The organism is Marinobacter caseinilyticus, assembly GCF_011074955.1.
Lineage (GTDB): Bacteria > Pseudomonadota > Gammaproteobacteria > Pseudomonadales > Oleiphilaceae > Marinobacter > Marinobacter caseinilyticus.
Map to the genome: position 1 here is coordinate 1 of NZ_WUQJ01000036.1, position 26,374 is coordinate 26,374.

Genomic DNA, 26,374 nt, shown 5'->3' on the forward strand with positions numbered 1-26,374 from the left:
CGGCCTTTTGGCGGGCCATAAAAAAACCCCAGCAGGGTAAGCTGCTGGGGTTTTGGGTATTAAGAGTCTGACGATGACCTACTCTCACATGGGCAATGCCACACTACCATCGGCGCTGATCTGTTTCACTGCTGAGTTCGGTATGGGATCAGGTGGTTCCAAATCGCTATAGTCGTCAGACAAAACGTTTGATCACTGGTTGGGACAAGATTGAATTCTTGATAACGACCGTTGCGGTATCCGCAATTGTCTTGGGTGTTATATAGTCAAGCCGCACGAGCAATTAGTATCGGTTAGCTCAACGCCTCGCAGCGCTTACACACCCGACCTATCAACGTCCTGGTCTTGAACGGCTCTTCAGGGACCTCAAGGGTCCAGGGAGATCTCATCTTGGAAGGGGCTTCCCGCTTAGATGCTTTCAGCGGTTATCCTATCCGAACATAGCTACCGGGCAATGCCACTGGCGTGACAACCCGAACACCAGAGGTTCGTCCACTCCGGTCCTCTCGTACTAGGAGCAGCTTTCCTCAAATCTCCAACGTCCACGGCAGATAGGGACCGAACTGTCTCACGACGTTCTAAACCCAGCTCGCGTACCACTTTAAATGGCGAACAGCCATACCCTTGGGACCGGCTTCAGCCCCAGGATGTGATGAGCCGACATCGAGGTGCCAAACACCGCCGTCGATGTGAACTCTTGGGCGGTATCAGCCTGTTATCCCCGGAGTACCTTTTATCCGTTGAGCGATGGCCCTTCCATACAGAACCACCGGATCACTATGACCTACTTTCGTACCTGCTCGACGTGTCTGTCTCGCAGTCAAGCGGGCTTGTGCCATTACACTAACCGCACGATGTCCGACCGTGCTTAGCCCACCTTTGTGCTCCTCCGTTACGCTTTAGGAGGAGACCGCCCCAGTCAAACTACCCACCACACAGTGTCCTTATCCCCGATAAGGGGACGAAGTTAGAACCTCAAACATGTCAGGCTGGTATTTCAAGGTTGGCTCCACGATGACTGGCGTCACCGCTTCAAAGCCTCCCAGCTATCCTACACAAACATGCTCAAAGTTCACTGTGAAGCTATAGTAAAGGTTCACGGGGTCTTTCCGTCTAGCCGCGGATACACCGCATCTTCACGGCGATTTCAATTTCACTGAGTCTCGGGTAGAGACAGCGCCCCCATCGTTACGCCATTCGTGCAGGTCGGAACTTACCCGACAAGGAATTTCGCTACCTTAGGACCGTTATAGTTACGGCCGCCGTTTACCGGGGCTTCGATCAAGAGCTTCGCGCAAGCGCTAACCCCATCAATTAACCTTCCGGCACCGGGCAGGCGTCACACCGTATACGTCCACTTTCGTGTTTGCACAGTGCTGTGTTTTTAATAAACAGTCGCAGGGGCCTGGTATCTTCGACCGGCGTCCGCTCCACCCGCAGGGGTTTCACGTAATACCGGCGTGCCTTCTCCCGAAGTTACGGCACCATTTTGCCTAGTTCCTTTACCCGAGTTCTCTCAAGCGCCTTGGTATTCTCTACCTGACCACCTGTGTCGGTTTGGGGTACGGTCTCTCGTGACCTGAAGCTTAGAAGATTTTCCTGGAAGCATGGCATCAATAACTTCCCGCTCTAAAAGAGCAGTCGTCATCGTGTCTCGACATTAAGGACCCGGATTTGCCTAAGTCCTCTGCCTACACACTTAAACCGGGACAACCGTCGCCCGGCTTACCTAGCCTTCTCCGTCTCTCCATCGCAGTCACGCGAGGTACGGGAATATTAACCCGTTTCCCATCGACTACACCTTTCGGTCTCGCCTTAGGGGCCGACTCACCCTGCGCCGATTAGCGTTGCGCAGGAAACCTTGGTCTTCCGGCGTGGGAGTTTTTCACTCCCATTGTCGTTACTCATGTCAGCATTCGCACTTCTGATACCTCCAGCATGCTTCTCAACACACCTTCGCAGGCTTACAGAACGCTCCCCTACCCCGTACACTTACGTGCACAGCCGCAGCTTCGGTATCCAGTTTGAGCCCCGTTACATCTTCCGCGCAGGCCGACTCGACTAGTGAGCTATTACGCTTTCTTTAAAGGATGGCTGCTTCTAAGCCAACCTCCTAGCTGTCTGAGCCTTCCCACATCGTTTCCCACTTAACTGGAATTTGGGGACCTTAGCTGGCGGTCTGGGTTGTTTCCCTCTTCACGACGGACGTTAGCACCCGCCGTGTGTCTCCCGGATAGTACTCACTGGTATTCGGAGTTTGCATCGGGTTGGTAAGTCGGGATGACCCCCTAGCCGAAACAGTGCTCTACCCCCAGTGGTATTCGTCCGAGGCGCTACCTAAATAGCTTTCGGGGAGAACCAGCTATCTCCGAGCTTGATTAGCCTTTCACTCCGATCCACAAGTCATCCCCTGGCTTTTCAACGACAGTGGGTTCGGTCCTCCAGTGCATGTTACTGCACCTTCAACCTGCTCATGGATAGATCGCTCGGTTTCGGGTCTATGTCCAGCGACTAAATCGCCCTATTCAGACTCGGTTTCCCTACGGCTCCCCTATACGGTTAACCTCGCCACTGAACATAAGTCGCTGACCCATTATACAAAAGGTACGCCGTCACAGAACAAGTCTGCTCCGACTGCTTGTACGCATACGGTTTCAGGATCTATTTCACTCCCCTCACAGGGGTTCTTTTCGCCTTTCCCTCACGGTACTGGTTCACTATCGGTCAGTCAGGAGTATTTAGCCTTGGAGGATGGTCCCCCCATGTTCAGACAGGATATCACGTGTCCCGTCCTACTCGATTTCACTAGACTCAGGTTTCGGATACGGGGCTATCACCCACTATGGCGGCACTTTCCAGAGCCTTCTCCTACCAGTTGTCCAGCTTAAGGGCTAGTCCCCGTTCGCTCGCCGCTACTTAGGGAATCTCGGTTGATTTCTTTTCCTCGGGGTACTTAGATGTTTCAGTTCCCCCGGTTCGCCCCTTACACCTATGTATTCAGTGCAAGGTACCCGACCGAAGTCGGGTGGGTTTCCCCATTCAGAGATGCCCGGATCATAGCTTGTTTGCCAGCTCCCCGAGCCTTATCGCAGGCTTCAACGTCTTTCATCGCCTCTGACTGCCAAGGCATCCACCGTATGCGCTTAGTTGCTTGACTATATAACCCCAAGACAACTGTTCTCTCATCCACCTACCCGAAGGCGCAGCAAATTCAAGATCAGTCGCAGGTGTTATACACAACACTTCAACGACAACACCGGATAACGCTTGATCGTTATCAATTGAGATGAATCCATTTCGGAGATAATGAAATGAATCCTCTCGGATGTTTCAATCTTGTCCACATTGTTAAAGAGCATGTCTGACCAGTGATCAGAAAGAAGGCCTTCAGCGGTAACAATTCACTCTGTCACACTACTGAAAATCTTGTTTCTGTACACTGACACTTCCCAGGGGGAACGTGTTCAGGTATTCGCTTGGGTGTTTCAGGCGTTTTGGTGGAGCTAAGCGGGATCGAACCGCTGACCTCCTGCGTGCAAGGCAGGCGCTCTCCCAGCTGAGCTATAGCCCCGTCTGCTTGCACAGTGCCTGTTACTCGTCGTTGCAGCGTTCGTTCGCTTCCGTCATGATCCCTCGAGGATCACGCCTTCTCTCACTCTCACTGCGCCTAGATTAACAAACCCTGTTCGGCGCATCCGCGTTCGTCTGTCAACCAGAATCGAACCCGGAAATCGTTCAGATCAAGACATCGGATGGTGCCGCATAGCCTGCTATGCAAGTCATTCGATAACGCCGAGCTGGACGATTTTGGTGGGTCTGGGTGGACTTGAACCACCGACCTCACCCTTATCAGGGGTGCGCTCTAACCACCTGAGCTACAGACCCGGTTTTGCTTGCGCAAGACAAGCCAAGTCGGGCCTGAAAGACCCTTTGCTCTCTTTTCCGCTGATCAAGTAATTCGTGTGGGCTCTGACCGAAATATTCGGCTTCGTTTAAGGAGGTGATCCAGCCGCAGGTTCCCCTACGGCTACCTTGTTACGACTTCACCCCAGTCATGAACCACACCGTGGTGATCGTCCTCCCGAAGGTTAGACTAACCACTTCTGGTGCAATCCACTCCCATGGTGTGACGGGCGGTGTGTACAAGGCCCGGGAACGTATTCACCGTGACATTCTGATTCACGATTACTAGCGATTCCGACTTCACGCAGTCGAGTTGCAGACTGCGATCCGGACTACGATGCGTTTTGTGAGATTGGCTCCCCCTCGCGGGTTTGCAGCCCTCTGTGCGCACCATTGTAGCACGTGTGTAGCCCTGGCCGTAAGGGCCATGATGACCTGACGTCATCCCCACCTTCCTCCGGTTTGTCACCGGCAGTCTCCCTAGAGTTCCCACCATTACGTGCTGGCAACTAAGGATAGGGGTTGCGCTCGTTACGGGACTTAACCCAACATCTCACGACACGAGCTGACGACGGCCATGCAGCACCTGTGTCTGAGTTCCCGAAGGCACCAATCCATCTCTGGAAAGTTCTCAGCATGTCAAGGCCAGGTAAGGTTCTTCGCGTTGCGTCGAATTAAACCACATGCTCCACCGCTTGTGCGGGCCCCCGTCAATTCATTTGAGTTTTAACCTTGCGGCCGTACTCCCCAGGCGGTCTACTTAGTGCGTTAGCTGCGCCACTAAAGATTCAAGATCTCCAACGGCTAGTAGACATCGTTTACAGCGTGGACTACCAGGGTATCTAATCCTGTTTGCTCCCCACGCTTTCGCACCTCAGTGTCAGTGTTGGTCCAGGTAGCCGCCTTCGCCACTGGTGTTCCTTCCTATATCTACGCATTTCACCGCTACACAGGAAATTCCACTACCCTCTACCACACTCTAGCCTGACAGTTCGAAATGCCGTTCCCAGGTTAAGCCCGGGGCTTTCACATCTCGCTTATCAAACCACCTACGCGCGCTTTACGCCCAGTAATTCCGATTAACGCTTGCACCCTCCGTATTACCGCGGCTGCTGGCACGGAGTTAGCCGGTGCTTCTTCTGTGAGTAACGTCAGGGCTAGCCCGTATTAAAGACTAACTTTTCCTCCTCACTGAAAGTGCTTTACAACCCGAAAGCCTTCTTCACACACGCGGCATGGCTGGATCAGGGTTGCCCCCATTGTCCAATATTCCCCACTGCTGCCTCCCGTAGGAGTTCGGGCCGTGTCTCAGTCCCGATGTGGCTGATCATCCTCTCAGACCAGCTACGGATCGTCGCCTTGGTAGGCCTTTACCCCACCAACTAGCTAATCCGACATAGGCACATCCAATAGCGCAAGGTCCGAAGATCCCCTGCTTTCCCCCGAAGGGCGTACGCGGTATTAATCCGGGTTTCCCCGGGCTATCCCCCACTACTGGGCAGTTTCCTATGCATTACTCACCCGTCCGCCGCTCGACGCCTGGGAGCAAGCTCCCATCGTTTCCGCTCGACTTGCATGTGTTAAGCCTGCCGCCAGCGTTCAATCTGAGCCATGATCAAACTCTTCAGTTTAAATCATACTGCAATCCGAAGATCGCGATTCTTGCTCAAGACAAAACTCAATGTTCGACGAGTCGCTGTCTTGATATTTCTTGCCGAAATACCTCAGCCAGCGCCCACACGAATTACTTGATCAACTTTTTAAAGAGCGGGGCGTTTGCCCAATCGAGGTGCGCATTCTACAGCGTTTCCCGACCTTGTCAACCGCTAATTTGAATCTCTTAAACATCAATCAATTCAAGCGGTTAAACATCCCCTGAGGCCGGCCCGCTGGCCCTGTCCCTCAAGCGAGATGCGCATTCTACAGACCTTGGCCGCCGTGTCAACGCGGTTTGGTAAAAAACCCAAAATAAACCAAAACTGCTCACTATGCGATCACTTTATGAACAATTTAAGCTGCGAAAACGCTATAACGTCACTTTAATGGCCGCCGCGGCGTCAACCGCTCGCTTACGGGCTGCCTCAACCGTGACCCCCGTTGCCAGCGCCACGCCCATCCGACGCCGACCCGAAAGCCCAGGCTTTCCGAATAGCCTAAGTTGAGTATCGGGTTCAGCCAGTGCTTTTTCAAGCCCACTGAACGAGGGCTGATTGGATTCACCTTCCGGAAGCACTACTGCGGAGGCTGATGGCCCCCGCTGTTCAATAGAAGGAACAGGAAGCCCCAAAATCGCCCTCGCATGTAAGGCAAACTCCGACAGGTCTTGAGACACCAGTGTCACCAGTCCGGTATCGTGGGGCCTGGGAGATACTTCGGAAAAGTAGACATCATCCCCCTTAATGAACAACTCCACCCCGTAAACGCCAAAGCCACCTAAATTTTCGGTCACCGCTCCCGCGATTTCCTTTGAGCGCTCAAGAGCTTTCGGGCTCATCACCTGCGGCTGCCAGGATTCACGATAGTCACCGCCCTCTTGCCTATGGCCTATTGGCTCACAATACGACACACCACCTGTATGGCGAACGGTTAACAGGGTAATTTCATAATCGAAATCGACAAACCCTTCCACAATGACACGCCCTTTGCCTGCGCGCCCGCCGCTCTGAGCGTATTCCCACGCGGCTTCCGCCTCAGCCAGGGTCTTGACCGTCGATTGCCCTTTGCCCGACGAACTCATTACCGGTTTAACAACACACGGCACTCCGACCTCGTGTACCGCCCGGAGATACGCCGGCAGTGAGTCGGCAAAGCGATAGGGGGACGTTGGCAGCCCCAGGTCTTCGCCCGCCAGCCGACGAATGCCTTCACGATTCATCGTTAGATTGACCGCTCGGGCCGTTGGGATCACACGGACACCTTCCGCTTCCAGGCGAACCAACTCAGGTGTTGCAATCGCTTCAATCTCCGGCACCACCAAATGAGGGCGCTCAAGCTCGATCAGGCGCCTGAGGGCGCTGGCATCCAACATATCTATGACGTGACTACGATGCGCCACCTGCATTGCGGGCGCATGGTCGTATCGATCAACCGCAATCACCTCCACACCCAACCGCTGAAGCTCGATAGCAACTTCTTTCCCCAACTCTCCTGCTCCACACAGCAGGACTCTATAGGCATTCTCTTTTAGCGGCGTACCGATACTGACCATAAGGTGTCTCGTCCAAAAATGATTTCCAAGGCTTACAATGCGATTTGAGCCTCTCTTTCTGCCACCTTCCGCAGGACATCGAGGCGCTCTTCATTGGTCATCTGGGTCCAGTACATGATTTCATCACCGGTGCGCTGGCAACCAATACACACATCCGACTCGTCCAGTGCGCATACGCTGATGCACGGCGAACGAACTTTATCGCCTGCACTCATGGCTTGGCCTGAACAGGCTGCAGTGACTTGAGATATCTCGCAGCATTCTGAACGTAGTGAGCCGCGCTGAGCTCCAGCATCTGCCTCTGATTGTCATTTAACTCGCGCTTGACCTTGCCTGGCGATCCTATGACCAATGAGCCATCAGGAACCACCATACCTTCAGGGATCAGGGTGTTGGCGCCGATCAAACAATGTTTCCCGATTTTTGCTCCGTTGAGTACTACTGCATTGATACCAATCAGCGAATAATCTCCAATTTCACAACCGTGCAACATGGCCTTATGCCCCACCGTGACGCCACGTCCGAGCGTCAGTTTCACGCCGGCATCGGTGTGGAGCACAGCTCCGTCCTGAACGTTGCTCTCAGGGCCGATAGTAATCAGGTCGTTATCACCTCGAATGACCACGTTGAACCAAACACTGGACCTGTCGTCCAGCACTACGCCGCCAATCACTGTCGCGTTATCCGCAATAAAATGCTGCCCGCCGCGAAACTCCGGCGTTCGGTCATCAATCTGAAAAATCATAGGGCGCCTCTTAACGTGGCTCAAGCAAATCGATTTTGGCATCGTACACGGCATTCAGGAAGTCGACCAGAATGACCGCAGACAAGCCCCATATCTGAAAACGCTGCCACCGATAACACGGCACATAAAACGTGTGATTTAAAAAACTCAGGGCATCGGTGCGTTCACGCTTGTCCTCAAGAAAGAAATCGATGGGAACGTTGAAGATACTCTCAATTTCAGCAGGGTTTGGTGTAAGGGGATACTGATCGGGAACCACACCCACGTAGGGTGTTACCAGGATGCCGTAACGGGACATGACCTGACTGAGCGGCGCTATCACCTCCACTTCTTTGGGCGGCAAGCCGATTTCTTCATGGCTTTCCCGCAAGGCTGTTGCTTCCAGGGAGGCATCGCTGGCGTCGCGTCGCCCGCCGGGGAACGACACCTGCCCCCGATGCGTCGATAAATTATCGGAGCGCAGTGTAAAGATGATTTCCGGTCTTTGATGATTGTCAGTGACTGGCACCAACACTCCAGCTTCCGGGTAATCCAGCGCAAGCTGCCGGGGTGCATAACCGGCAAGCCGCTCCATGAGCAAATTACGCAAACCAGTACTCCTTGCTTTGAATTTGATATGAGTGAGACACCGAGCACCGAGATGGCTAAACTAACCGGAGCAATTGACTCTTTCCAGTATACGGGGGATTTCATGAAATATTGCAGTTCGTGTGGCCAGCCTGTCGAGCAGCGAATACCGTCAGGCGATAACAGACACCGGTTTGTCTGTCCTAGCTGCGATACGATTCACTATCAGAATCCCCGCATTGTTGCGGGTACCGTTCCAATATGGAATGGCAAGGTATTGCTTTGTCGTCGTGCTATCGAACCCCGATACGGATTCTGGACGCTGCCAGCCGGCTTTATGGAAAACGCCGAAACCACGGTGGAAGCCGCAGAACGCGAAACGCTTGAAGAAGCCCTTGCGACAGTCACAATTGAAGATCTCTACACGATTATTCATGTGCCCCATATTGATCAAGTACACATGTTTTACCGTGCGACACTGAAAACCGGCTCATTCGGCGCCGGTGAAGAATCCCTGGAGACCGAGCTGTTCGCTCTCGACAATATTCCCTGGGACGAGCTTTCGTTCCCGACAGTGCGACGAACGCTTGAGCTTTTCGTCGAAGATTTTCAAAAAAACACCTTTCCCATCCGAATCAGCGATATTCGCTACGGCCTTGAAAAAGCCGTGTGATGGAAGACGTCTCTTATTACAGGTCTTCCAGACGGTAAACATCGTAAGCTGGCTCTTCGTAGGGATGCGCCAGCTTCAAAGCCGTAACGGCACGCCGAATCACATCATCGTCACAGACCAACTCAACTTTGTATTCGCTCACCGTTTCAAGACTTCCATGCTGACCGATATGGGGCTGACTGCCCTCCAGTGGTCGAAACTGCCCCTGCCCCAGACATTGCCATGCGCACGAGTCATAATCCCCTATTTGCCCCGCACCAACATGAAACAGAGCTTCCTTGGTACTCTCCAGATGGGTTTCTGGCACGAAATAGCTAAGCTTGTACATTGGTCAAACCTCCCCTTTGCTGATGCTTTCATTGTATTTCAGGCTATGCCAAAACCTATAAATTCATGGTGTACTCGGGGCTTAGGGAGTTACCCACAAAAACTGTGGATAACTCTGGGGAAAGAATTTGCGAACACCCTCTCAAGCCCCGTCATTACAGCCCAAACCTTAAATTGGCGACAAATTCGCCTAATAGGAATTATCTATATCTTTCAACAACTTAAAATATTAGATCAAAAGATGAACCAGCACCCAATGCTTTGGTTAAGGAACAATCAGGCAAGCACCGAAAATGTGCATAAAAAACTCAAGTCAAGCCAAAAAGTTGAATTTACAAGTCGATTTTTCGTTGAATTTTGGCGCGATTATGTGATTGGCAGTGACGTTTTTTTGGTCTTCAGGGGAAATTTGTCACTCTGTTGATTTATGTGATACGTCGAGTAACAGGGCACGTTACCAAGTACTACGGCCAACGAAAAATACCCACTTCAACGTCTATCGTTCTCAGACATAAAAAAGCCGGCCATCCTGTCCGGGTAAGCGGACAGGATGGCCGGCTTTTTTAATCCGTCTTCAGGTCACGACAAAGACCTCCGAGCGTTCCGGAACATCCTGAGCCATGGCCCATCGTCACCCCATCCCGCTGGGGACCAAGAGTGCTGGGCAGTGCGGAAGACACGCTCCGGATGCGGCATCATGATGGTGACGCGACCATCCTGTGAGGTAACACCGGTCAGCCCCTCGGAGGAACCGTTCGGGTTGTAGGGGTATCGCTCTGTCACCCCGCCCCGATTGTCCACAAACCGCAAAGCCGCCAGCCCGGACTCCAGCAGTCGGCCAGCTGCAGCAGGGTTACCAAACTCAACCCGCCCCTCGCCATGTGCCACCGCGATCGGCATGCGAGACCCCGCCATACCATCTAAAAAGGCCGACGGTGATGGCTGCACTTCAACCATCACAAGACGTGATTCAAACTGCTCTGACTGGTTGCGAACAAATCGTGGCCAATGGTCGCTACCCGGGATCAACTCGTGCAAATTGGAGAGCATCTGACAGCCGTTGCACACACCCAGTGTCAGCGTGTCCTGGCGCTGGAAAAATTTCTCAAATTGCTCCCTGACTCGCGCATTGAAAAGCACCGATTTGGCCCACCCTTCACCGGCACCCAATACGTCACCGTAGGAGAAACCGCCGCAGGCGACCATCGACTTAAAACTATCGAGTGTCACGCGTCCAGACAGCAAGTCGCTCATGTGGACATCGACCGCTTCAAATCCTGCGCGATCAAACGCTGCAGCCATCTCAACCTGACCATTCACGCCCTGCTCACGCAGCACTGCCACTTTCGGTCGCTGCCCGGTCGCGATGAACGGGGCCGCAACGTCGTCTGATACATCAAAGGTTAAAAATGCATGGAGACCTGGCTCATCGGCATCAAGGAGGTTATCAAACTCTTCCTGGGCGCAGTCGGCATTATCCCTCAGCGATTGAACGCGGTAGCTGGTGGTTGACCAGAGACGCTGAAGATCGGTGCGCGATTCATCGATTGCGTAGGTATCACCAAAGGAAAACCGAAGGCGGTCTTCATCGTTCAGCGTGCCGATTACCGCTGCGTTCTCACCCAACCCTGCGGCTGACAATTGCTGCAACACAAACGGCACATCATCGCGGCGCACCTGTATCACGGCGCCCAATTCCTCGTTGAATAGTTCACGGGGAAACTGGGTTGATTCCGATGCCAAACCATCAAGCTTGATATCAAGCCCTACACGACCGGCAAAGCTCATCTCGGCCAATGTTACAAACAACCCCCCGTCTGAGCGGTCGTGGTAGGCAAGCAGCTTGTTGTCTCCATTCAACCCCTGCACAACGGCAAAGAATGCCTTCATATCCTCAGGGTCATCCAGGTCGGGGGCAACTGCACCAACCTGGCCATAAACTTGCGCCAGGGCTGAGCCGCCAAGGCGGTTCTGACCAGCGGCCAGATCAATCAGGATTAGATCAGTCGGGCCACTGTCTCGACGAAGCTCCGGCGTCAACGTCTTACGCACATCAAGGACCGGAGCAAAGCCGCTGATAACCAGGGATAGCGGAGCAGTCACGCTTTTCTGTTCACCACTGTCCTCTTCTTCCCAAACCGTTTTCATCGACATGGAATCCTTGCCGACCGGAATCGTAATACCCAACGCCGGGCACAATTCCATGCCCACCGCTTTGACGGTTTCATAGAGGTTTTCATCTTCTCCCGGATGGCCAGCTGCCGCCATCCAGTTTGCTGACAGCCGAATATCCGATAACTGGCCAATCTGGGCGGCGGCCAGATTGGTGATAGCTTCACCAACCGCCATGCGGCCTGACGCAGGCGCATCAATGGTGGCTACCGGGGTCCGCTCGCCCATGGCCATAGCTTCACCCGTGTAAACGTCAAAACTTGCAGCCGTCACCGCAACATCGCTCACTGGCACCTGCCAGGGACCAACCATCTGGTCGCGCGCCACCAGCCCGGTGATCGTACGATCGCCAATGGTAATGAGGAAACCTTTACTTCCCACAGACGGTAACCGCAACACCCGCCGGACTGCGTCCTTTAAATCGATGAGTGTCGAGTCAAAAATCGGTTTCGTAAACGATGAACGTTGAATGGTGCGATGCATTCTGGGCGGTTTGCCAAACAGTATATCCATTGGCATATCGACGGGACGATCATCAAAGTACGCATCACCAAGACTCAAGTGGTGGGCTTCCGTCGCTTCACCTACGACCGCATAGGGGCACCTTTCACGGCGACAGATTGCATCAAACTGGTCAAGATCCTCGGGCGTAACCGCGAGCACATAGCGCTCCTGGGATTCGTTGCACCAGATTTCCAGGGGCGACATGCCGGGCTCGTCGTTCGGGATCTCACGCAGCTCGAATTTGCCACCACGCCCGCCGTCTTTAACCAGTTCGGGCATGGCGTTGGACAAACCACCTGCGCCAACGTCGTGAATAAAACAAATAGGACTGGCGTCACCCATCTGCCAGCACCGGTCAATCACTTCCTGGCAACGGCGTTCCATTTCGGGGTTTTCTCGTTGTACCGACGCAAAGTCCAGGTTTTCATTACTGGTACCCGAGTCCATGGACGACGCAGCACCACCTCCCAAACCAATCAGCATGGAAGGGCCGCCGAGCACAATCAGTTTGGCGCCGACAGGAATCTCCCCCTTTTCCACGTGCTGAGGCCGGATGTTCCCCAGGCCACCAGCGATCATGATGGGCTTATGATACCCCCGCACCTCATCGCCTGCCGGCCCGGCGACTTTCTCTTCAAAGGTTCGAAAATAGCCAGTCAGGTTGGGACGACCGAATTCGTTGTTAAACGACGCGCCACCAATCGGCCCTTCAATCATTATGTCCAGAGCCGACGCAATACGGTCGGGTTTGCCATAGGCGCCCTCCCATGGCTGGGGGTCACCCGGCAGGTTCAGGTTAGACACCGTAAACCCGCTCAGGCCAGCCTTGGGCTTTGAGCCTCGACCGGTTGCGCCTTCGTCACGAATTTCTCCGCCCGATCCGGTTGCGGAACCCGCATAGGGTGAAATCGCTGTCGGATGATTGTGGGTCTCAACCTTCATTAATATATGGATGTCTTCCGGGTTATACCCGTAGACACCAGAATCCGGATCAGGGAAAAACCGACCACCATAACTGCCAACGATGACCGATGCGTTGTCCTTGTATGCCGACAACACGCCCTCGCTGTTCATTTCGAAGGTATTGCGAATCATGGCAAACAGCGACTTTTCCTGCCCTTCGCCGTCAATATCCCAGGACGCATTGAAAATCTTATGGCGGCAATGTTCAGAATTTGCCTGTGCAAACATCATCAATTCGACATCGGTTGGATCGCGGTCAAGATCGTTGAACGATTTCACCAAATAATCGACTTCATCATCCGCCAGCGCGAGGCCCAGTCGCTCGTTGGCAGCCTCCAGGGCTGGTCGGCCGTCAGCAAGCACCGCGATTCGGTTAAGCAGGCGCGGTTCGTCCTTGCTGAACAGCAGTTCGGCCCCCCCCATTTCGTGGAATACGGTTTGAGTCATGCGATCGTGTAGTATGGTCGCGATTCGCTCACGTTGCTCCAGGCCCAGCTTTTTGCCTGAGCGCACGTAATAGGCAACGCCGCGCTCGATCCGGCGCACATTGCGCAAACCACAGTTGCGCGCGATGTCGGTGGCTTTGCTTGACCAAGGCGACAGTGTGCCCGGACGCGGCACCACCAGAAACAGGACACCGTCTGGGGACTCAACCTGCGCGCTGGGCCCGTAGGTAAGCAAACGGTCCAGTATGGCTTGTTCATCCTCAGAGAGGTCGAGATCAAGATCGAGAAAGTGCATGTACTCAGCGTAGAGATGGTCTACACCGGGTACCGCCAATCGGACCTGATTCATGAGTTTTTCAGAGCGAAATGGAGAGAGCGCGGGAGCGCCGCGGAGTTCCAGCATGGTCAAAACCTGTGTCACGCGAATCGAGGATACATACATTGGTGTGATAACAACCGTCACCGCTGTCGTAACTGAGCAGCGGTGAATCACACACCCGTCTGTCTGAACGGGCGCCATAATACTGGAAAGCAGGCTGCGGATACAGACAAGATCACACCCGCTTGACTGATATTTATTCTGCGGGCGCCAAGGCCGCGCCCTGGCCGCTTGCCATGGTTAAACGCCCTGCAGTTGGTTACGCAGCATACAATTTACAGTGTTTTGCACATTTTATGCACAGTTTAATTGACCGAATACGAAGATCTGAGGGATGATTCAGTCATGCACGGAACGCAAAGCAGCGTTTTTCGGGATCCAGCTGTCCCCGATTTTTTGCCCGCAGAGCGGTCAGATCAAACGCTACGTACACCTTTTGAAATGATGTACGGGAGACTATGGATTTGGTAAATCTCAGGCAAATAATGAGTGGCAACGGCGAGCACACGTCAATTCGCTTGCTCGCAGTGGTTTGCGTCATGGCCATCTTGGCGGGTTGCTCCAGACCCACGACTTTGGAGCAGGTTCGCTCAGAGGGTGTTCTGCATGTGATTACCCGGCATGCGCCGTCCATTTATTACGAAGGCCGCAACGGTCCGACCGGCTTTGAATATGAGCTGGTTCAACGCTTTGCCAAATCGCTCGGCGTCGAACTTCGGGTACGCGTAGTTGAAGGCAATGCAGAGATACTCTCAATTCTCGACCGCAATTACGCCCACATAGGCCTGGCAGGCCTCACTGCCAGCCCGGACCGCAAAGCGAACTACCAGACAGTCCCCACGACGTTGGCAACAGAGTCGATCGTGATCTACAACCGAGACGTCATGCGCCCCGGCAGCATCGACGACCTTATAGGATCGGATATTCACGTGGTTGGCGACAGCAATCACATCCGCCATCTGGAGCAACTGGCGCCCGACCATCAAGGCCTGAACTGGCACGTCCATGCAGACCTCGATACTGCCGGCATACTCCAACGAGTGGAATCCGGAGAATTTCCTTTCGCCGTGGTTGATGCCAATGAACTGGCGCTGAACCACATTTTCTTCCCCGATATTAAACGGGGATTCAGTCTGAATGAGCCTGAAAAACTGGCCTGGCTATTTCCGCCACAGCAGGACGATACCCTGGTCAAGGCCGCCCAGACCTTCTTTGCTCAGGTTGAGGACGATGGCAGCCTCGCTCAGATAAAAGAGCGCTTCTACGGCCATCTTGACCGACTCAATTATGTCGGTGCCCGCACATTCGTCCACCATGTTCGCAATCGTTTGCCACAGTACGAAACACTGTTTCAGGACTACTCTGAAAAATACGGCATCGATTGGCGACTACTCGCCGCCATTGGTTACCAGGAGTCCCATTGGCGCCCCAATGCCGTATCACCTACCGGAGTTCGCGGCATTATGATGCTGACACGTAACACGGCGAGCTATATCGGCATTGATAATCGCCTTGATCCGGAAAAGAGCATCAAAGGTGGCGCCCGGTATTTCAGAAAAGTGCATGAACAAATTCCGGCAGACATTCCGGAGCCTGACCGGACCTGGTTTGCGCTGGCCTCTTATAACGTCGGCTACGGCCACCTTGAGGACGCCCGACGGCTCACCGAGGGGGCGGGCAGAGATCCCGATCGCTGGATGGACGTGAAGGAATTCTTGCCATTGCTGGCACAAAAGGAATGGTATTCCAAAACTCGCTTCGGCTATGCTCGTGGCCATGAACCCGTCACCTACGTTCAGAATATCCGGCGCTACTACGACGTCCTGGCCTGGATGAAGGATCCGGCCGATGCCACCGACGAGGTCGCCAACCACGACGCTTTTAACATGACACCGGAGCCTGTATCGGACGATTCCATGAGCGACGACCGCCCCTTACTTCCAAAAGCCTTGGGGCAAACACCGCCTACGCTTTAAGGGCCGAGCCTGGCTATCGTTCTTGATATGCCCCCTGCCAGCATTCAGTCACTTCAAGAGCCTTTTCAGCCTGCTCGCCGGTAAAGCCGCGCTGGGCCAGGAAGCGCGCCTGGCGAGCCTTCTCTGGCCAGTCGTCCCCGAGGTCTGACAGGCCAAACTTTTTCTTACGCGCCCGGACCGCCGACTCAACCCAATCGTGTTCGGACATCGTGGCAAGACTCTCTGGCCACAACGGCACCCCACGTTGTTGCAGCTCGCTGCGGATTCGGACCGGACCATAGGCCAGATCCCGGCGTTGACGGCCGTATACCTCCGCAAAACGCTCGTCGCTGAGCCAGCCCTCCTGTTCAAACTCGTCCAGCACCTGCTCTATGGTAGCGTTTGGAATCTTTCGCTGGCACAGTTTCAACCTGAGCTCCTGGCGACTGTGTTCACGCCTGGCAAGCAGCCTCAGCGCAGAAGACCTCGCTTTCAAATCATGATCTTCATCATTTCCCATCATGGCTCTTTCCGGATTCGCAAACAAAGCGCTAGACTAGCGCCGCGGCTATTTATCTAGCCGTGTGTATTCGGCACCGGCTCAGCCGGGCAAAGCCGATTTGTGGTGCCCAGCAGGACAGTCTGCCGGACACTGTGAGCTGACTTCAACAGTGAAGGATAACCCCATGGCGGCATTCATACAGAAATTTTTCAAAGGTCGAAAAACACCGGAAAAATCGACCCAACCCGCTCCAGCGCCCGAGCAGGTTCAGCAAGACCAGGTGGCTGAACAACAACGTTTGCTGAAGGACTCGCCCACCACTGAGCAACTGGAACACCTCGCTGTTGAAGGCAAAACCGCTGACCTTCGGCTCGAAGCCGCCCAAGCCATTGACGATCATGAGACCCTGTTACGATTGCAAAAAGCCTCTCGAGGCAGGGACAAAGGGGTGTATCAGGCTGTTCGCCAACGGCTTCAAGAGGCCAAAAACATCGAGGCAGAAAAACAGCGGCAGTTTGACAGTGTCCAATCGGCAATTCGACAGGCTGAAGACCACGCCAAAACAGAAAATATGCAACTCTACAGTGCGCGTTTTGAGAATCTTCTCAAACAATGGAACGCGGTCGAAAACTTTGCTTCCGCGGACCAGACGGCACTGTTTCTAAACGCCGCACACCAGTGCCGGAGTCGCCTCCGTCAAATTGAAGAACTGCAGCAGGCCGAGCAGGTTCATGCTAGCAAGGCCGATGAGCGTGCCCAAACCCTGAGCGTTCTGGAGACCACACTCAATGATTTGAAAGTCCACCCGGAAGACCGCCTGCCGTCACTCTCCGCGCTCGATGCACTTCAGAAAACCCAGGAAAACCGCTGGCTCGAAGCGACCCGGGACACCGATGTTGGCAAATCCCAACAGAAATCTTACGAATCCCTCATGCAGGCGTTGCGCGGGTTTATTGCCACCGTTCAAAGATTACAACAACACAGTACCGCCATCAGCGAAGCTCTGGCATCGACTTCGGACGAGGTCGTCTCAACCCCGGAACGTGTTCAGATACTGACACTGATTGATGAGATTGAATGGCCCGATGGCTACGCCCAACCCGCTGAATTGAGCCAACTGGTCGCCATGGCAGGGAAAGCCGCACCAAAACCGAAAGCCGAATCCGTGTCCAACCATCAGGATGATGAGAAAGCCGCGCTGAAAACTACCCTTGATAATCTTGAAGCGACGCTGGAAGCGCGCCAACTCAAAGAGTCGCGGCACTTCTTCAAGCTCGCGCAACAGCAACTTCAAGGTCTTGATCACCGCAACGGCCGTGGGCTTCAGGCTCGCATGCAATTGTTGAATGGACAATTACGCGAGCTGCAGGACTGGCAGGGCTTTGCGACCCAACCTAAGCAAATTGCTTTGTGTGAGCGTATGGAGTACCTGGCAGACCAGCACATGGAGCCCGAAGCCAAAGCCAGCAAAATAAAAGAGCTCCAGACCGAATGGCGTGAGTTGGGCGGCTCCTCCGACCGTGAACTTTGGCAGCGCTTCAAGAAAGCGTCCGACCTCGCCTATGAGCCCTGCAAGGAGTATTTCTCGGCGAAATCCGGGCTGAAAAAAGTGAACCTTCAAAAGCGTCAGGACATTTGTGATCAGCTTGCGCTGTTTGTGGCACAAACAGACTGGGCGACGGCCGACTGGAAAGCGGTTGAGCAAATTGACCGAGTTGCCAAAGACGAATGGAAAGCGGCCTGGCCGGTGGAGTTCCGTGACAACCGAGTTATTCAGAAGCGCTTCGATCAGCTGTTGAGTCAACTTGAGCACCCGTTAAATTCAGAACGGGAGCGTAATGAAACGCTGAAATCGGCCATTGTCGAACAAGCAGAAGCCTTGATTGAACACGAGCCTCTGTCCGATGCCATGAACCAGGCCAAGCACCTGCAAACCGAGTGGAAAGCGGTGGGTATTACCCGTCACCGTCAGGACAGAAAGCTATGGCAGGCTTTTCGGGCCGCCTGTGACCAGGTTTTCGCCCGCCGGGACGCTCAGAAACATGAGCAGGCAGCCCAGGTTCAGGAGGCCGGCATCAAGCTCGACGCACTGTTGGACCAATCCGAGGAGATCGCTGACAGTGTTGATCAGGGCACGCTGAACAAGGCCTTGAACGAGCTCAGTGCGATGAAATCGGAACCCATGTCCAGTCCGATGAAAGACCGGCTGAACGCCGAGCTGAAACGTATCAGAGGCCTCCAGAAGCAACAGCAACAGGCCCAGACCATTGCGCTGTGGCAACAGCGAATACAGGAACGCACCGACGGCATTATTGAACCGGGCGATTGCCCTGAGGGATGGGAGCCAAAAATGGCGTCGCTTCCCTCAATGACCCCCAGGGAACTGGTTATTCGTGCGGAAATTCTGACCACTCAACCCTCGCCCGAGGAAGATCAGTCGCTCAGGATGGAAATACAGGTGAAGCGACTCGCAGACGGCATGGCTGGTAATACCGAACGAGATGCCCTCGATGACCAACTGGAAGCGCTGATCGCTGCCTGGTGCTTAGCCACTCTGGATGGCGACCGCACCAACGATCTGGCCACACGGCTATCAGCGGCACTGGCTGCCAGCGTCGCTTAACACGTGCCCCATCAGCGGGTTCATTCCCGCTGATGGGCGACCACGAATGCCCGAGCCTCTTTGACGGCATCAAGCACTTTGTAGCGCATTTCCTGTAACTCAGGATCGGCAAGATAGAACATCATATCGATTTTATGGCGGTAATAACGGGGTGGCAGCCGGTTCAGCGCAATGCACATTATATCCGCCAACCGGTCTTCGGTGTCGGTCTCCAGCCGGGACTCCTCAACAGCGTCTGCAACCAGGCGCTCGTAAAAGTTATCAATCGTATCCAGTAACGACATGTCATCCCCTTATTCGGTTAACGGCCACGCACCATCAGGTCTCCCTACACCATAGGTCGACAATACAACCTTGTCAGGTGCACGGTGACAGGCGCCTTACACAGCCGAGGTCAACCCGTGAGCGCTTTCGCCAATGCAATTGGCAGCGCGCGCCATTACCCCGGCATTCATGGCAAGCTATGGTTAAGGAGCTTCTGAACAATTCCTTGTGCTCTCTGGCGCCAGGCTGACCCGACCTTCTGCAGCATTGCGCCAGTTATAAAGGACAACGGCCATACACTGCACGACGCGCTGCACTTGGAACTTAAGACCGGACAGAGAGCGCAAGGAATTGTTCAGAGGTTCCTTAAGCATTGAAACTACTTTTACCAAAGGATCAGCAATGACCACCGAAGCCTATATCTTCGATGCGGTACGCACCCCAAGGGGACGCGGCAAGAAAGACGGCGCGCTGCACAGCGTCAAGCCCATTTCACTGCTGACCTCCGTCCTCAAGGCTTTACAGGAACGGTCACAGCTGGACACGGCCCAGGTCGATGACATTGTCATGGGCTGTGTGACCGCGGTTGGCGATCAGGGTGCGGATATAGCGAAAACCGCCGCGCTGGCGGCCGACTGGGACGATGTGGTTGCCGGCGTTACCCTGAACCGTTTCTGTGCATCGGGTCTTGAAGCGGTCAACCTCGCGGCCATGAAGGTTCGGTCCGGCTGGGAAGACCTGGTGGTGGCCGGCGGTGTCGAAGCCATGTCTCGCGTACCCATGGGCTCGGATGGCGGCGCCTGGGCCACCGACCCTGCCACCAATCTGCATACCGGCTTCATGCCCCAGGGCATTGGCGCGGACCTGATCGCAACACTGGAAGGTTTCAGCCGCGAGGATGTGGACGGCTTTGCAGTCAAGTCCCAACAAAAGGCCTCCCATGCCTGGGAAAAGGGTTATTTCAGCCGCTCAATAGTGCCGATAACCGACCAGAACGGCGTGCTGATTCTTGCGCAAGACGAACATGTTCGCGGCAACACCACCCTTGAATCTCTGAGCCAGCTCCGACCGTCCTTTCAAATGATGGGCGAGATGGGCTTCGACGGTGTGGCCCGCGAGAAGTATCACTATGTGGAGCGTATTAACCATGTGCATCATGCCGGTAATTCCTCCGGCATTGTCGATGGTGCCACCGCCATGCTGATTGGCAGTGCTGCCAAGGGTGAGGCATTGGGGTTGCGGCCCCGTGCCCGAATCGTCGCCACCGCGGTCACCAGCACTGATCCTACTATCATGCTCACCGGACCTGCCCCCGCCGCTCGCAAGGCGCTCAGCAAAGCCGGGCTGACAGCCGATCAGATTGATTTATTTGAAGTGAACGAGGCCTTCGCCTCGGTCGTGATGCGTTTCCAACGGGAACTCTCCGTGCCCGATGACAAAGTCAATGTGAACGGCGGCGCGATCGCCATGGGCCACCCTCTCGGAGCCACCGGAGCGATGATTTTGGGCACGTTGCTTGATGAGCTGGAGCGACGCCAGCTGCGCTATGGCCTGGCCACCCTGTGTGTCGGCGGCGGTATGGGCATTGCCACCATCATTGAGCGTTGCTAAGCCCACCACTTTTCTGAGAAGAGACCCTTTGTTATGAGCGCCATCGGCTACACCATTGATTCTGATAAGATCCTTACACTAACCATCGACATGCCCGGTCAGTCCGCGAACACCATGAATGGTGACTTTCGCACCGCGCTGAGCGAAACCGCACAAAAGATCAAAACCGACATCGACGTTCTGAGCGGCATCATCATTACGTCCGCCAAGAAAACTTTCTTCGCCGGTGGCGATCTAAACGAGCTCTATTCGGTGACGCGTGCTGACGCAGCCACGTTCGAGCACATGGTCAACAGCCTGAAAGCGGATATCCGCGCCATCGAAACCTGTGGCAAGCCGGTGGTCGCCGCAATTAATGGCTCCGCGCTCGGTGGTGGGCTGGAAATCTGCCTCGCCTGCCACCACCGTATCGCACTCGACCGTGACACCATTCAGCTAGGCCTGCCGGAGGTGACACTGGGACTGCTTCCCGGCGGCGGTGGTACCCAGCGGCTGCCACGCATGATCGGTCTTGAGGCCGCCTTCCCATACCTGATGGAAGGTAAGAAGGTCAGTCCTAAAGCAGCCCTTAAAGCGGGCATTATTGACGCGCTGGCAGATTCCCCCGACGACATGATGACTCAGGCCCGTGCCTTTATCAGGGCCAGTCCCAGTTCGCATCAACCCTGGGACCAGAAAGGCTTCCGTTTCCCCGGCGGGGCGCCTCACCACCCCGCCATGGCCCAAAAACTGGCGATAGCGCCTGCCATGCTGAAACAAAAAACCAAAGGGTGTTATCCCGCACCGGAGCGGATTTTATCAGCCGCCGTCGAGGGCGCGCAGGTGGACTACGACAATGGCGACAAGATTGAGACTCGCTATTTTACCGAATTGGTGGTTGGCCAGGTTGCCAAGAACATGACCGGCACCTTTTGGTTTCAACTCAACGCCATCAAGGCCGGCGAGAGCCGACCGCAAGGCATTGAAAAAGCCAGCTTCCACAGGGTGGGTGTTCTTGGCGCCGGCATGATGGGCGCCGGCATCGCTTACGCCACGGCCACCCGCGGTATCGAGGTCGTCCTGAAGGATGTCTCAACGGAGAACGCGACCAAGGGCAAACACTATTCAGAGGGTTTGCTGAGCAAGAAGGTCAGCCGTGGTCGCCTAGCCGAAAAGGACAAAGCCGCCACCCTCGCCCGCATTACCGCCACCGCCGATGCATCCGACCTGCAAGACTGTGACCTGATCATCGAAGCGGTTTTCGAAGACAGCGGACTGAAAGCAAACGTGACCCAGGAAGCCGAGCCAAAAATGGCGAGCAACGGCATTTTCGCTTCCAACACCTCCACCATTCCGATCAGTCAGTTGGCCAAAGCGTCCGCCAGGCCAGACCATTTTATTGGCCTGCACTTCTTTTCCCCCGTGGACAAGATGCAACTGGTGGAAATTATCGTCGGAGAGCAAACCTCGGACGATACGCTGGCCCGCGCGTTTGATTACGTGCAGCAAATCGGCAAAATTCCGATTGTCGTGAATGACAGTCGCGGCTTCTTTACCTCCCGGGTATTCGGCACCTTCGTCAATGAGGGTGTCGCCATGCTGGGTGAAGGCATCCACCCGTCCAGCATCGAAAATGCCGGGCTACTCGCGGGCATGCCAGTCGGCCCCTTGGCCATCTGTGACGAAGTCAGCCTGACGTTGATTCAACACATCCGGGATCAAAGCCGAAAAGATCTGGAGGCCGCAGGCAAAGCCTGGAAGGCACACCCTGCCGAAGCGGTGGTGGACACCCTGGTTAATGAGCACGGGCGTAAAGGCAAGGCGGCCGGGGGCGGGTTTTATGACTACCCGGCGTCCGGCAAGAAATCGCTGTGGCCAAGCCTGGAATCTCTCTTTGTGGACCAGGCCAGGGCAAAAAACACCAGCCTGCAGGATCTGAAAGACCGAATCCTGTTTATCCAGGCCATCGAAACCGTCCGCTGTCTGGAGGAAGGCGTCCTGAGAACCGTCGAAGACGCCAACATTGGCAGCATTTTCGGGATTGGCTTTGCGCCCTGGACCGGGGGTGCTATCCAGTTCATTAATCAATACGGTGTTCGAGCCTTTGTGGAACGGGCCAAAGTCCTGGAGGACAGCTTTGGCGAACGCTTTGCCGCCCCGGCGCTGCTGCTGGAGAAAGCGGAGACCGACACACTCTTTACCTAAATCCGGGCTGGGGGAGCCTGAGGGTTCCCCGGTACCCAGCGTTTGTGCTGCATTGACCTACACGCCAATCTGCCTATCCGATTACACCCTGCGCAACACACCTCTCGCTATGACAACTTTATGGACAGATTGTCACACGGTGATACATGTGACCTATGGCAACCGACCCATGCCTTGCCTACAATGAATGAAACGGACAGTCCGGCCCCATCTCTGTATCGTATGACTATCAGGTAGCACGTTATCAACGCTTGAGCGCCCCCACGCCAGCGCTCCGACTCAGCGTACAGACCTGTCCCGGACCCACCAATTCAACATCGGGTAAGCACGACTATGACCAACGCCGAACGTTATTTCTCAGCCAAGCCTGTTTCGCCGCTGATGCAAAGCCTCAGCCAATGCAGCAAGGCGTTGGCATTCAGTTTGTTCATCCTGCCCGCGGCGCTTTATGCAACCGTTGATCGCGACGCCGCCTTCGAGCCGGTAGCACCAACCGTTGATCAGGCCCGAGCCAATATCCTTATTTCGCGCCAGCTCCAGTTCACACACTTTCGCGACCAGAAGATCGACGACAACCTTTCCGGCGAAGTCTTCGACGCCTACCTCGATTACCTCGACAACCAGAAAGTCTATCTAACCCAGCAAGATGTCGATAAGTTCAAGTCGCTTCGGAGCAACCTTGGCTCGGCGCTTAAAACCGGCCGCCTGCAACCGGGCTTCGACATTTACAATACCGTTCAGCAACGGACCATTGAGCGCCTGGACTTCGCCCTCACCCTGATCAAGGGCGGCATTGACGACTTCAACTTTGAATCTGAAGAACAGCTCATGCTGGACCGTTCCGAGGCTGCCTGGGAACCAGACCGTGCCGCGCTGGATGCACTCTGGGTGAAACGCATCAAAAATGCGGTGTTGGCGCAGCGGTTAAATGGCAAATCCGATGCCGACATCCAGGGCGCCCTCACCCGGCGTTATGAGAGCCAACGCAAACGCGTGGCCCAGATGCGCAGCGAAGACGCGTTTCAAGCCTACATGAACGCGTTCACCGGTATCTGGGATCCCCATACGTCCTACTTCTCACCGCGCACTTCTGAAAACTTCAATATCAACATGAGCCTTTCTCTGGAAGGCATTGGTGCGGTACTGCAATCCGACAATGAGTACACCAAAGTGGTACGCCTTGTTCCCGGCGGGCCGGCGGCCAAACAGGGCCAGTTGAAACCGGCTGATCGCATTGTCTCGGTTACCCAGGAAGACGAAGAGAAATCGGTTAATGTCATTGGCTGGCGGCTCGACGAGGTAGTTGACCTGATCCGTGGCCCGAGGGAATCCCGGGTAACGCTGGAGGTCATCCCTGCCAATGCGTCCGATGAAACCCTCACCCGCGCCATCAACATCACTCGGGACAAGGTCAAGCTGGAGGAGCAGAGCGCCAGCAGCGATGTCATTGACTTGCAGCGGGGCGACAGCAGCTATCAGATCGGGGTGATTAATATCCCGACATTCTATGCCGACTTCAGAGCCATGCAGGCGGGTGATCCCAATTACAAGAGCACAACCCGTGACGTTAAACGGTTGATTCAAACCCTGAAGGACGACGGTATTGATGGCATTGTGATCGACCTGAGAAACAATGGCGGCGGCGCCCTGCACGAAGCCAATGACCTGGTTGGGCTGTTCATCGACGAGGGCCCCACCGTACAAATCCGCAACTCGGATAACGACGTGCAGGTGCTGACCGATCAGGACCCGTCGATTGTTTACGACGGTCCCCTGGTGGTGCTTGTGAACCGCATGAGCGCGTCCGCTTCCGAAATTTTTGCCGGCGCCATTCAGGATTACGGACGTGGCCTGGTGGTTGGGTCCCAGACCTTTGGCAAGGGCACGGTGCAGGCGGTTCGGCCTTTGAACCATGGTCAGCTCAAGATCACCCAATCCAAGTTTTATCGGGTCTCCGGTGGCTCCACCCAGCATAAGGGTGTCATGCCGGACATTGAGATTCCCAGCCGGATCGATAAAACCCGTATTGGGGAAGATGCCCTTGAACGGGCGTTGCCCTGGGATCAGATTGAAGCGGTGCCGCACACCCGTTATTACGATTTCAGTGGCATCATCGAAGACCTGCGGGCAAGTCATGACAAACGTTTTGCCGACAGCCCGGAATTCCGGTTGCTGCAACAGGAAATCGACCTGCTCAAAGAGCAGCGTGAAATTAACTCAGTGAGCTTGAAAGAGAGCGTTCGCAAAACCTACCAGGAAACCCTGGAAGAACGTCAGTTGACCATCGCCAATGCCCGCCGCGACCTGAAAGGCGAGCCACGGTTCGAGTCACTGAAGCAGTTGGAAGAGTGGCGCGACCAGCTCACAGCCGACCCGGACAATTCTGATGAGCGCCTGGACTTCATTGTCCGCGAGGGTGGCCACATCATGGCGGACATGCTGGAACTCGATCGCCGCATGGCCTCCATCATCAACCCCAAGCTGATCACGGCTGAGGCGCGCTAACCACGACTGGCTCCTACTACGGTCGCAACGACAGGGACGTTTACATGACCGAAAAACCAGATAAACAGCGCGCCCAAGCGCTGGAAAGCCTGCTCATGGATGCCATGCACGCCATGAGCTCCATGGACGAAGTCGAAAAGATTGCGGCCGATGACGCGGCCTCCAAAGCCAAAAAAAAGGCCCCCAAAGGCAATGCGGGTCGCGTGTCGGATGCAGTGGATGGTGACCGCGAGGAGGACTCGCTGGTGGATCGGATCGCTGACCTGACCAGCTCCGCGCTGCGGTTTGCCGCCCGATCAACCGACACGTCTCTGCGAGTTGGCCGAGCCCTGAAGAAATCCCAGGATCAGCTCAAATTCATGCTGGCGACCGGTCAATCGCTGCAGGACATTCGCGAAGTGGCCGGTCTTACCCTGTCGGAAATGAGCGAAGCACTAAACCTCAAAGACAAAACGGTACTGGAAGCCATTGAAAACGGCACGGCGACGCTATCGTTTGAGCTGATCCTGAGACTGGCTGCGCTGGTGGCCCGCAATGACCCTATTCCGTTTATCCTGCGCTACACCCGCAACTACAACCCGGATGTCTGGAAAACCCTCAACGACTGGGGCGTTGGCAAACTGCCCCTGCAATTTGAGCGGGAGCGCCAGTTCATCAATATTTTTCGCCGCCACGATGACGCCCGCAATCTGTCGGATGAGGGCTTTGAGAAAGTGCTCGCCTTCACCCGGCAAAGTTTTGAAATGTCACTCCACTTCGTCGCCGAGCAAGAGGCCGAAGTCGCTAAAATCAAAGCAGAAAACACCCCAAAGGCATCGCCACTCGGCGACGGCTGAGTACGGT

The 26,374-nt window shown here is 55.0% G+C and carries 15 protein-coding genes, 2 tRNA genes and 3 rRNA genes; 7 read left to right on the forward strand and 13 right to left on the reverse strand.

The window, feature by feature from the left end:
• Positions 1-65 precede the first annotated feature (65 nt).
• From rrf to GRX64_RS18050, 9 genes are all read right to left on the reverse strand, one after another.
• A 5S ribosomal RNA gene (gene rrf / locus GRX64_RS18010) occupies positions 66-180 on the reverse strand.
• Positions 181-262: 82 nt separating this feature from the next.
• Positions 263-3,157: ribosomal RNA gene (locus tag GRX64_RS18015) — 23S ribosomal RNA — on the reverse strand.
• Between the two features lie 338 nt (positions 3,158-3,495).
• Positions 3,496-3,571 (reverse strand) — tRNA-Ala (locus GRX64_RS18020).
• 237 nt (positions 3,572-3,808) lie between these two features.
• Positions 3,809-3,885: transfer RNA gene (locus GRX64_RS18025), tRNA-Ile, on the reverse strand.
• A 108-nt stretch (positions 3,886-3,993) separates the two neighbouring features.
• A 16S ribosomal RNA gene (locus tag GRX64_RS18030) occupies positions 3,994-5,534 on the reverse strand.
• Together the 16S, 23S and 5S rRNA genes with 2 tRNA genes alongside form the textbook arrangement of a ribosomal RNA operon.
• Before the next feature lie 395 nt (positions 5,535-5,929).
• On the reverse strand, positions 5,930-7,111 hold the full coding sequence (gene purT, locus GRX64_RS18035; protein ID WP_166269327.1) for a formate-dependent phosphoribosylglycinamide formyltransferase: 1,182 nt from the start codon (positions 7,109-7,111) through the stop codon (positions 5,930-5,932).
• Positions 7,112-7,143: 32 nt separating this feature from the next.
• Entirely contained in the window at positions 7,144-7,326 is a 183-nt protein-coding gene (locus GRX64_RS18040) for a DUF1289 domain-containing protein (RefSeq protein WP_166269329.1), read from the reverse strand.
• Entirely contained in the window at positions 7,323-7,856 is a 534-nt protein-coding gene (locus tag GRX64_RS18045; RefSeq protein WP_166269331.1) for a gamma carbonic anhydrase family protein, read from the reverse strand. Before GRX64_RS18045 ends, GRX64_RS18040 begins: the two co-directional genes overlap by 4 nt.
• Positions 7,857-7,866: 10 nt before the next feature.
• Complete coding sequence (locus GRX64_RS18050) at positions 7,867-8,445, reverse strand: NUDIX hydrolase (protein WP_166269333.1); 579 nt, start codon at positions 8,443-8,445, stop codon at positions 7,867-7,869.
• 102 nt (positions 8,446-8,547) lie between these two features.
• On the opposite strand from GRX64_RS18050, the gene GRX64_RS18055 reads away from it, so the two are divergent.
• On the forward strand, positions 8,548-9,096 hold the full coding sequence (locus GRX64_RS18055; protein WP_166269335.1) for an NUDIX hydrolase: 549 nt from the start codon (positions 8,548-8,550) through the stop codon (positions 9,094-9,096).
• A gap of 16 nt (positions 9,097-9,112) precedes the next feature.
• On the opposite strand, the gene GRX64_RS18060 is transcribed toward GRX64_RS18055, so the two are convergent.
• Together GRX64_RS18060 and purL are read right to left on the reverse strand one after the other, a co-directional pair.
• Entirely contained in the window at positions 9,113-9,424 is a 312-nt protein-coding gene (locus tag GRX64_RS18060; protein ID WP_166269337.1) for a YqfO family protein, read from the reverse strand.
• Between the two features lie 578 nt (positions 9,425-10,002).
• Positions 10,003-13,911: a phosphoribosylformylglycinamidine synthase gene (purL, locus tag GRX64_RS18065; protein ID WP_166269339.1), complete on the reverse strand. Its 3,909-nt coding sequence runs from the start codon at positions 13,909-13,911 to the stop codon at positions 10,003-10,005.
• Positions 13,912-14,372: 461 nt separating this feature from the next.
• Between purL and mltF the strand changes: the two genes are divergently transcribed.
• The gene (mltF, locus tag GRX64_RS18070) at positions 14,373-15,863 is read left to right on the forward strand and encodes a membrane-bound lytic murein transglycosylase MltF (RefSeq protein WP_166269520.1); all 1,491 of its coding nucleotides are present in this window, start codon (positions 14,373-14,375) and stop codon (positions 15,861-15,863) included.
• Positions 15,864-15,876: 13 nt separating this feature from the next.
• On the opposite strand, the gene GRX64_RS18075 is transcribed toward mltF, so the two are convergent.
• Positions 15,877-16,365: a regulatory protein RecX gene (locus GRX64_RS18075; RefSeq protein ID WP_345790098.1), complete on the reverse strand. Its 489-nt coding sequence runs from the start codon at positions 16,363-16,365 to the stop codon at positions 15,877-15,879.
• A gap of 163 nt (positions 16,366-16,528) precedes the next feature.
• Between GRX64_RS18075 and GRX64_RS18080 the strand changes: the two genes are divergently transcribed.
• Positions 16,529-18,967 (forward strand): DUF349 domain-containing protein, encoded by a 2,439-nt coding sequence (locus GRX64_RS18080; RefSeq protein WP_166269341.1) that lies wholly within the window; start codon positions 16,529-16,531, stop codon positions 18,965-18,967.
• A gap of 20 nt (positions 18,968-18,987) precedes the next feature.
• Here the strand turns inward: GRX64_RS18080 and GRX64_RS18085 are convergent, their stop codons facing one another.
• A complete protein-coding gene (locus tag GRX64_RS18085; protein WP_166269343.1) occupies positions 18,988-19,251 on the reverse strand; it encodes a late competence development ComFB family protein in 264 nt (87 codons plus the stop codon).
• A 382-nt stretch (positions 19,252-19,633) separates the two neighbouring features.
• Here GRX64_RS18085 and GRX64_RS18090 point away from each other — a divergent pair, with 382 nt between their 5' ends.
• From GRX64_RS18090 to GRX64_RS18105, 4 genes are all read left to right on the forward strand, one after another.
• A complete protein-coding gene (locus GRX64_RS18090) occupies positions 19,634-20,842 on the forward strand; it encodes an acetyl-CoA C-acetyltransferase (protein ID WP_166269345.1) in 1,209 nt (402 codons plus the stop codon).
• Between the two features lie 33 nt (positions 20,843-20,875).
• The gene (locus GRX64_RS18095) at positions 20,876-23,026 is read left to right on the forward strand and encodes a 3-hydroxyacyl-CoA dehydrogenase NAD-binding domain-containing protein (RefSeq protein ID WP_166269347.1); all 2,151 of its coding nucleotides are present in this window, start codon (positions 20,876-20,878) and stop codon (positions 23,024-23,026) included.
• 333 nt (positions 23,027-23,359) lie between these two features.
• Entirely contained in the window at positions 23,360-25,531 is a 2,172-nt protein-coding gene (locus tag GRX64_RS18100; protein ID WP_166269349.1) for a carboxy terminal-processing peptidase, read from the forward strand.
• Positions 25,532-25,575: 44 nt separating this feature from the next.
• Positions 25,576-26,367, forward strand: coding sequence for a helix-turn-helix domain-containing protein (locus tag GRX64_RS18105; protein WP_166269351.1), 792 nt, complete (start codon positions 25,576-25,578; stop codon positions 26,365-26,367).
• Positions 26,368-26,374 lie beyond the last annotated feature (7 nt).

Coding starts and splice junctions, on each gene's coding strand:
- purT (WP_166269327.1), bottom strand. CDS start 7,111: ATGGTCAGTATCGGTACGCCGCTAAAAGAGAATGCCTATAGAGTCCTG.
- GRX64_RS18040 (WP_166269329.1), bottom strand. CDS start 7,326: ATGAGTGCAGGCGATAAAGTTCGTTCGCCGTGCATCAGCGTATGCGCA.
- GRX64_RS18045 (WP_166269331.1), bottom strand. CDS start 7,856: ATGATTTTTCAGATTGATGACCGAACGCCGGAGTTTCGCGGCGGGCAG.
- GRX64_RS18055 (WP_166269335.1), top strand. CDS start 8,548: ATGAAATATTGCAGTTCGTGTGGCCAGCCTGTCGAGCAGCGAATACCG.
- GRX64_RS18060 (WP_166269337.1), bottom strand. CDS start 9,424: ATGTACAAGCTTAGCTATTTCGTGCCAGAAACCCATCTGGAGAGTACC.
- purL (WP_166269339.1), bottom strand. CDS start 13,911: ATGCTGGAACTCCGCGGCGCTCCCGCGCTCTCTCCATTTCGCTCTGAA.
- mltF (WP_166269520.1), top strand. CDS start 14,373: ATGAGTGGCAACGGCGAGCACACGTCAATTCGCTTGCTCGCAGTGGTT.
- GRX64_RS18075 (WP_345790098.1), bottom strand. CDS start 16,365: ATGATGGGAAATGATGAAGATCATGATTTGAAAGCGAGGTCTTCTGCG.
- GRX64_RS18080 (WP_166269341.1), top strand. CDS start 16,529: ATGGCGGCATTCATACAGAAATTTTTCAAAGGTCGAAAAACACCGGAA.
- GRX64_RS18085 (WP_166269343.1), bottom strand. CDS start 19,251: ATGTCGTTACTGGATACGATTGATAACTTTTACGAGCGCCTGGTTGCA.
- GRX64_RS18090 (WP_166269345.1), top strand. CDS start 19,634: ATGACCACCGAAGCCTATATCTTCGATGCGGTACGCACCCCAAGGGGA.
- GRX64_RS18095 (WP_166269347.1), top strand. CDS start 20,876: ATGAGCGCCATCGGCTACACCATTGATTCTGATAAGATCCTTACACTA.
- GRX64_RS18100 (WP_166269349.1), top strand. CDS start 23,360: ATGACCAACGCCGAACGTTATTTCTCAGCCAAGCCTGTTTCGCCGCTG.
- GRX64_RS18105 (WP_166269351.1), top strand. CDS start 25,576: ATGACCGAAAAACCAGATAAACAGCGCGCCCAAGCGCTGGAAAGCCTG.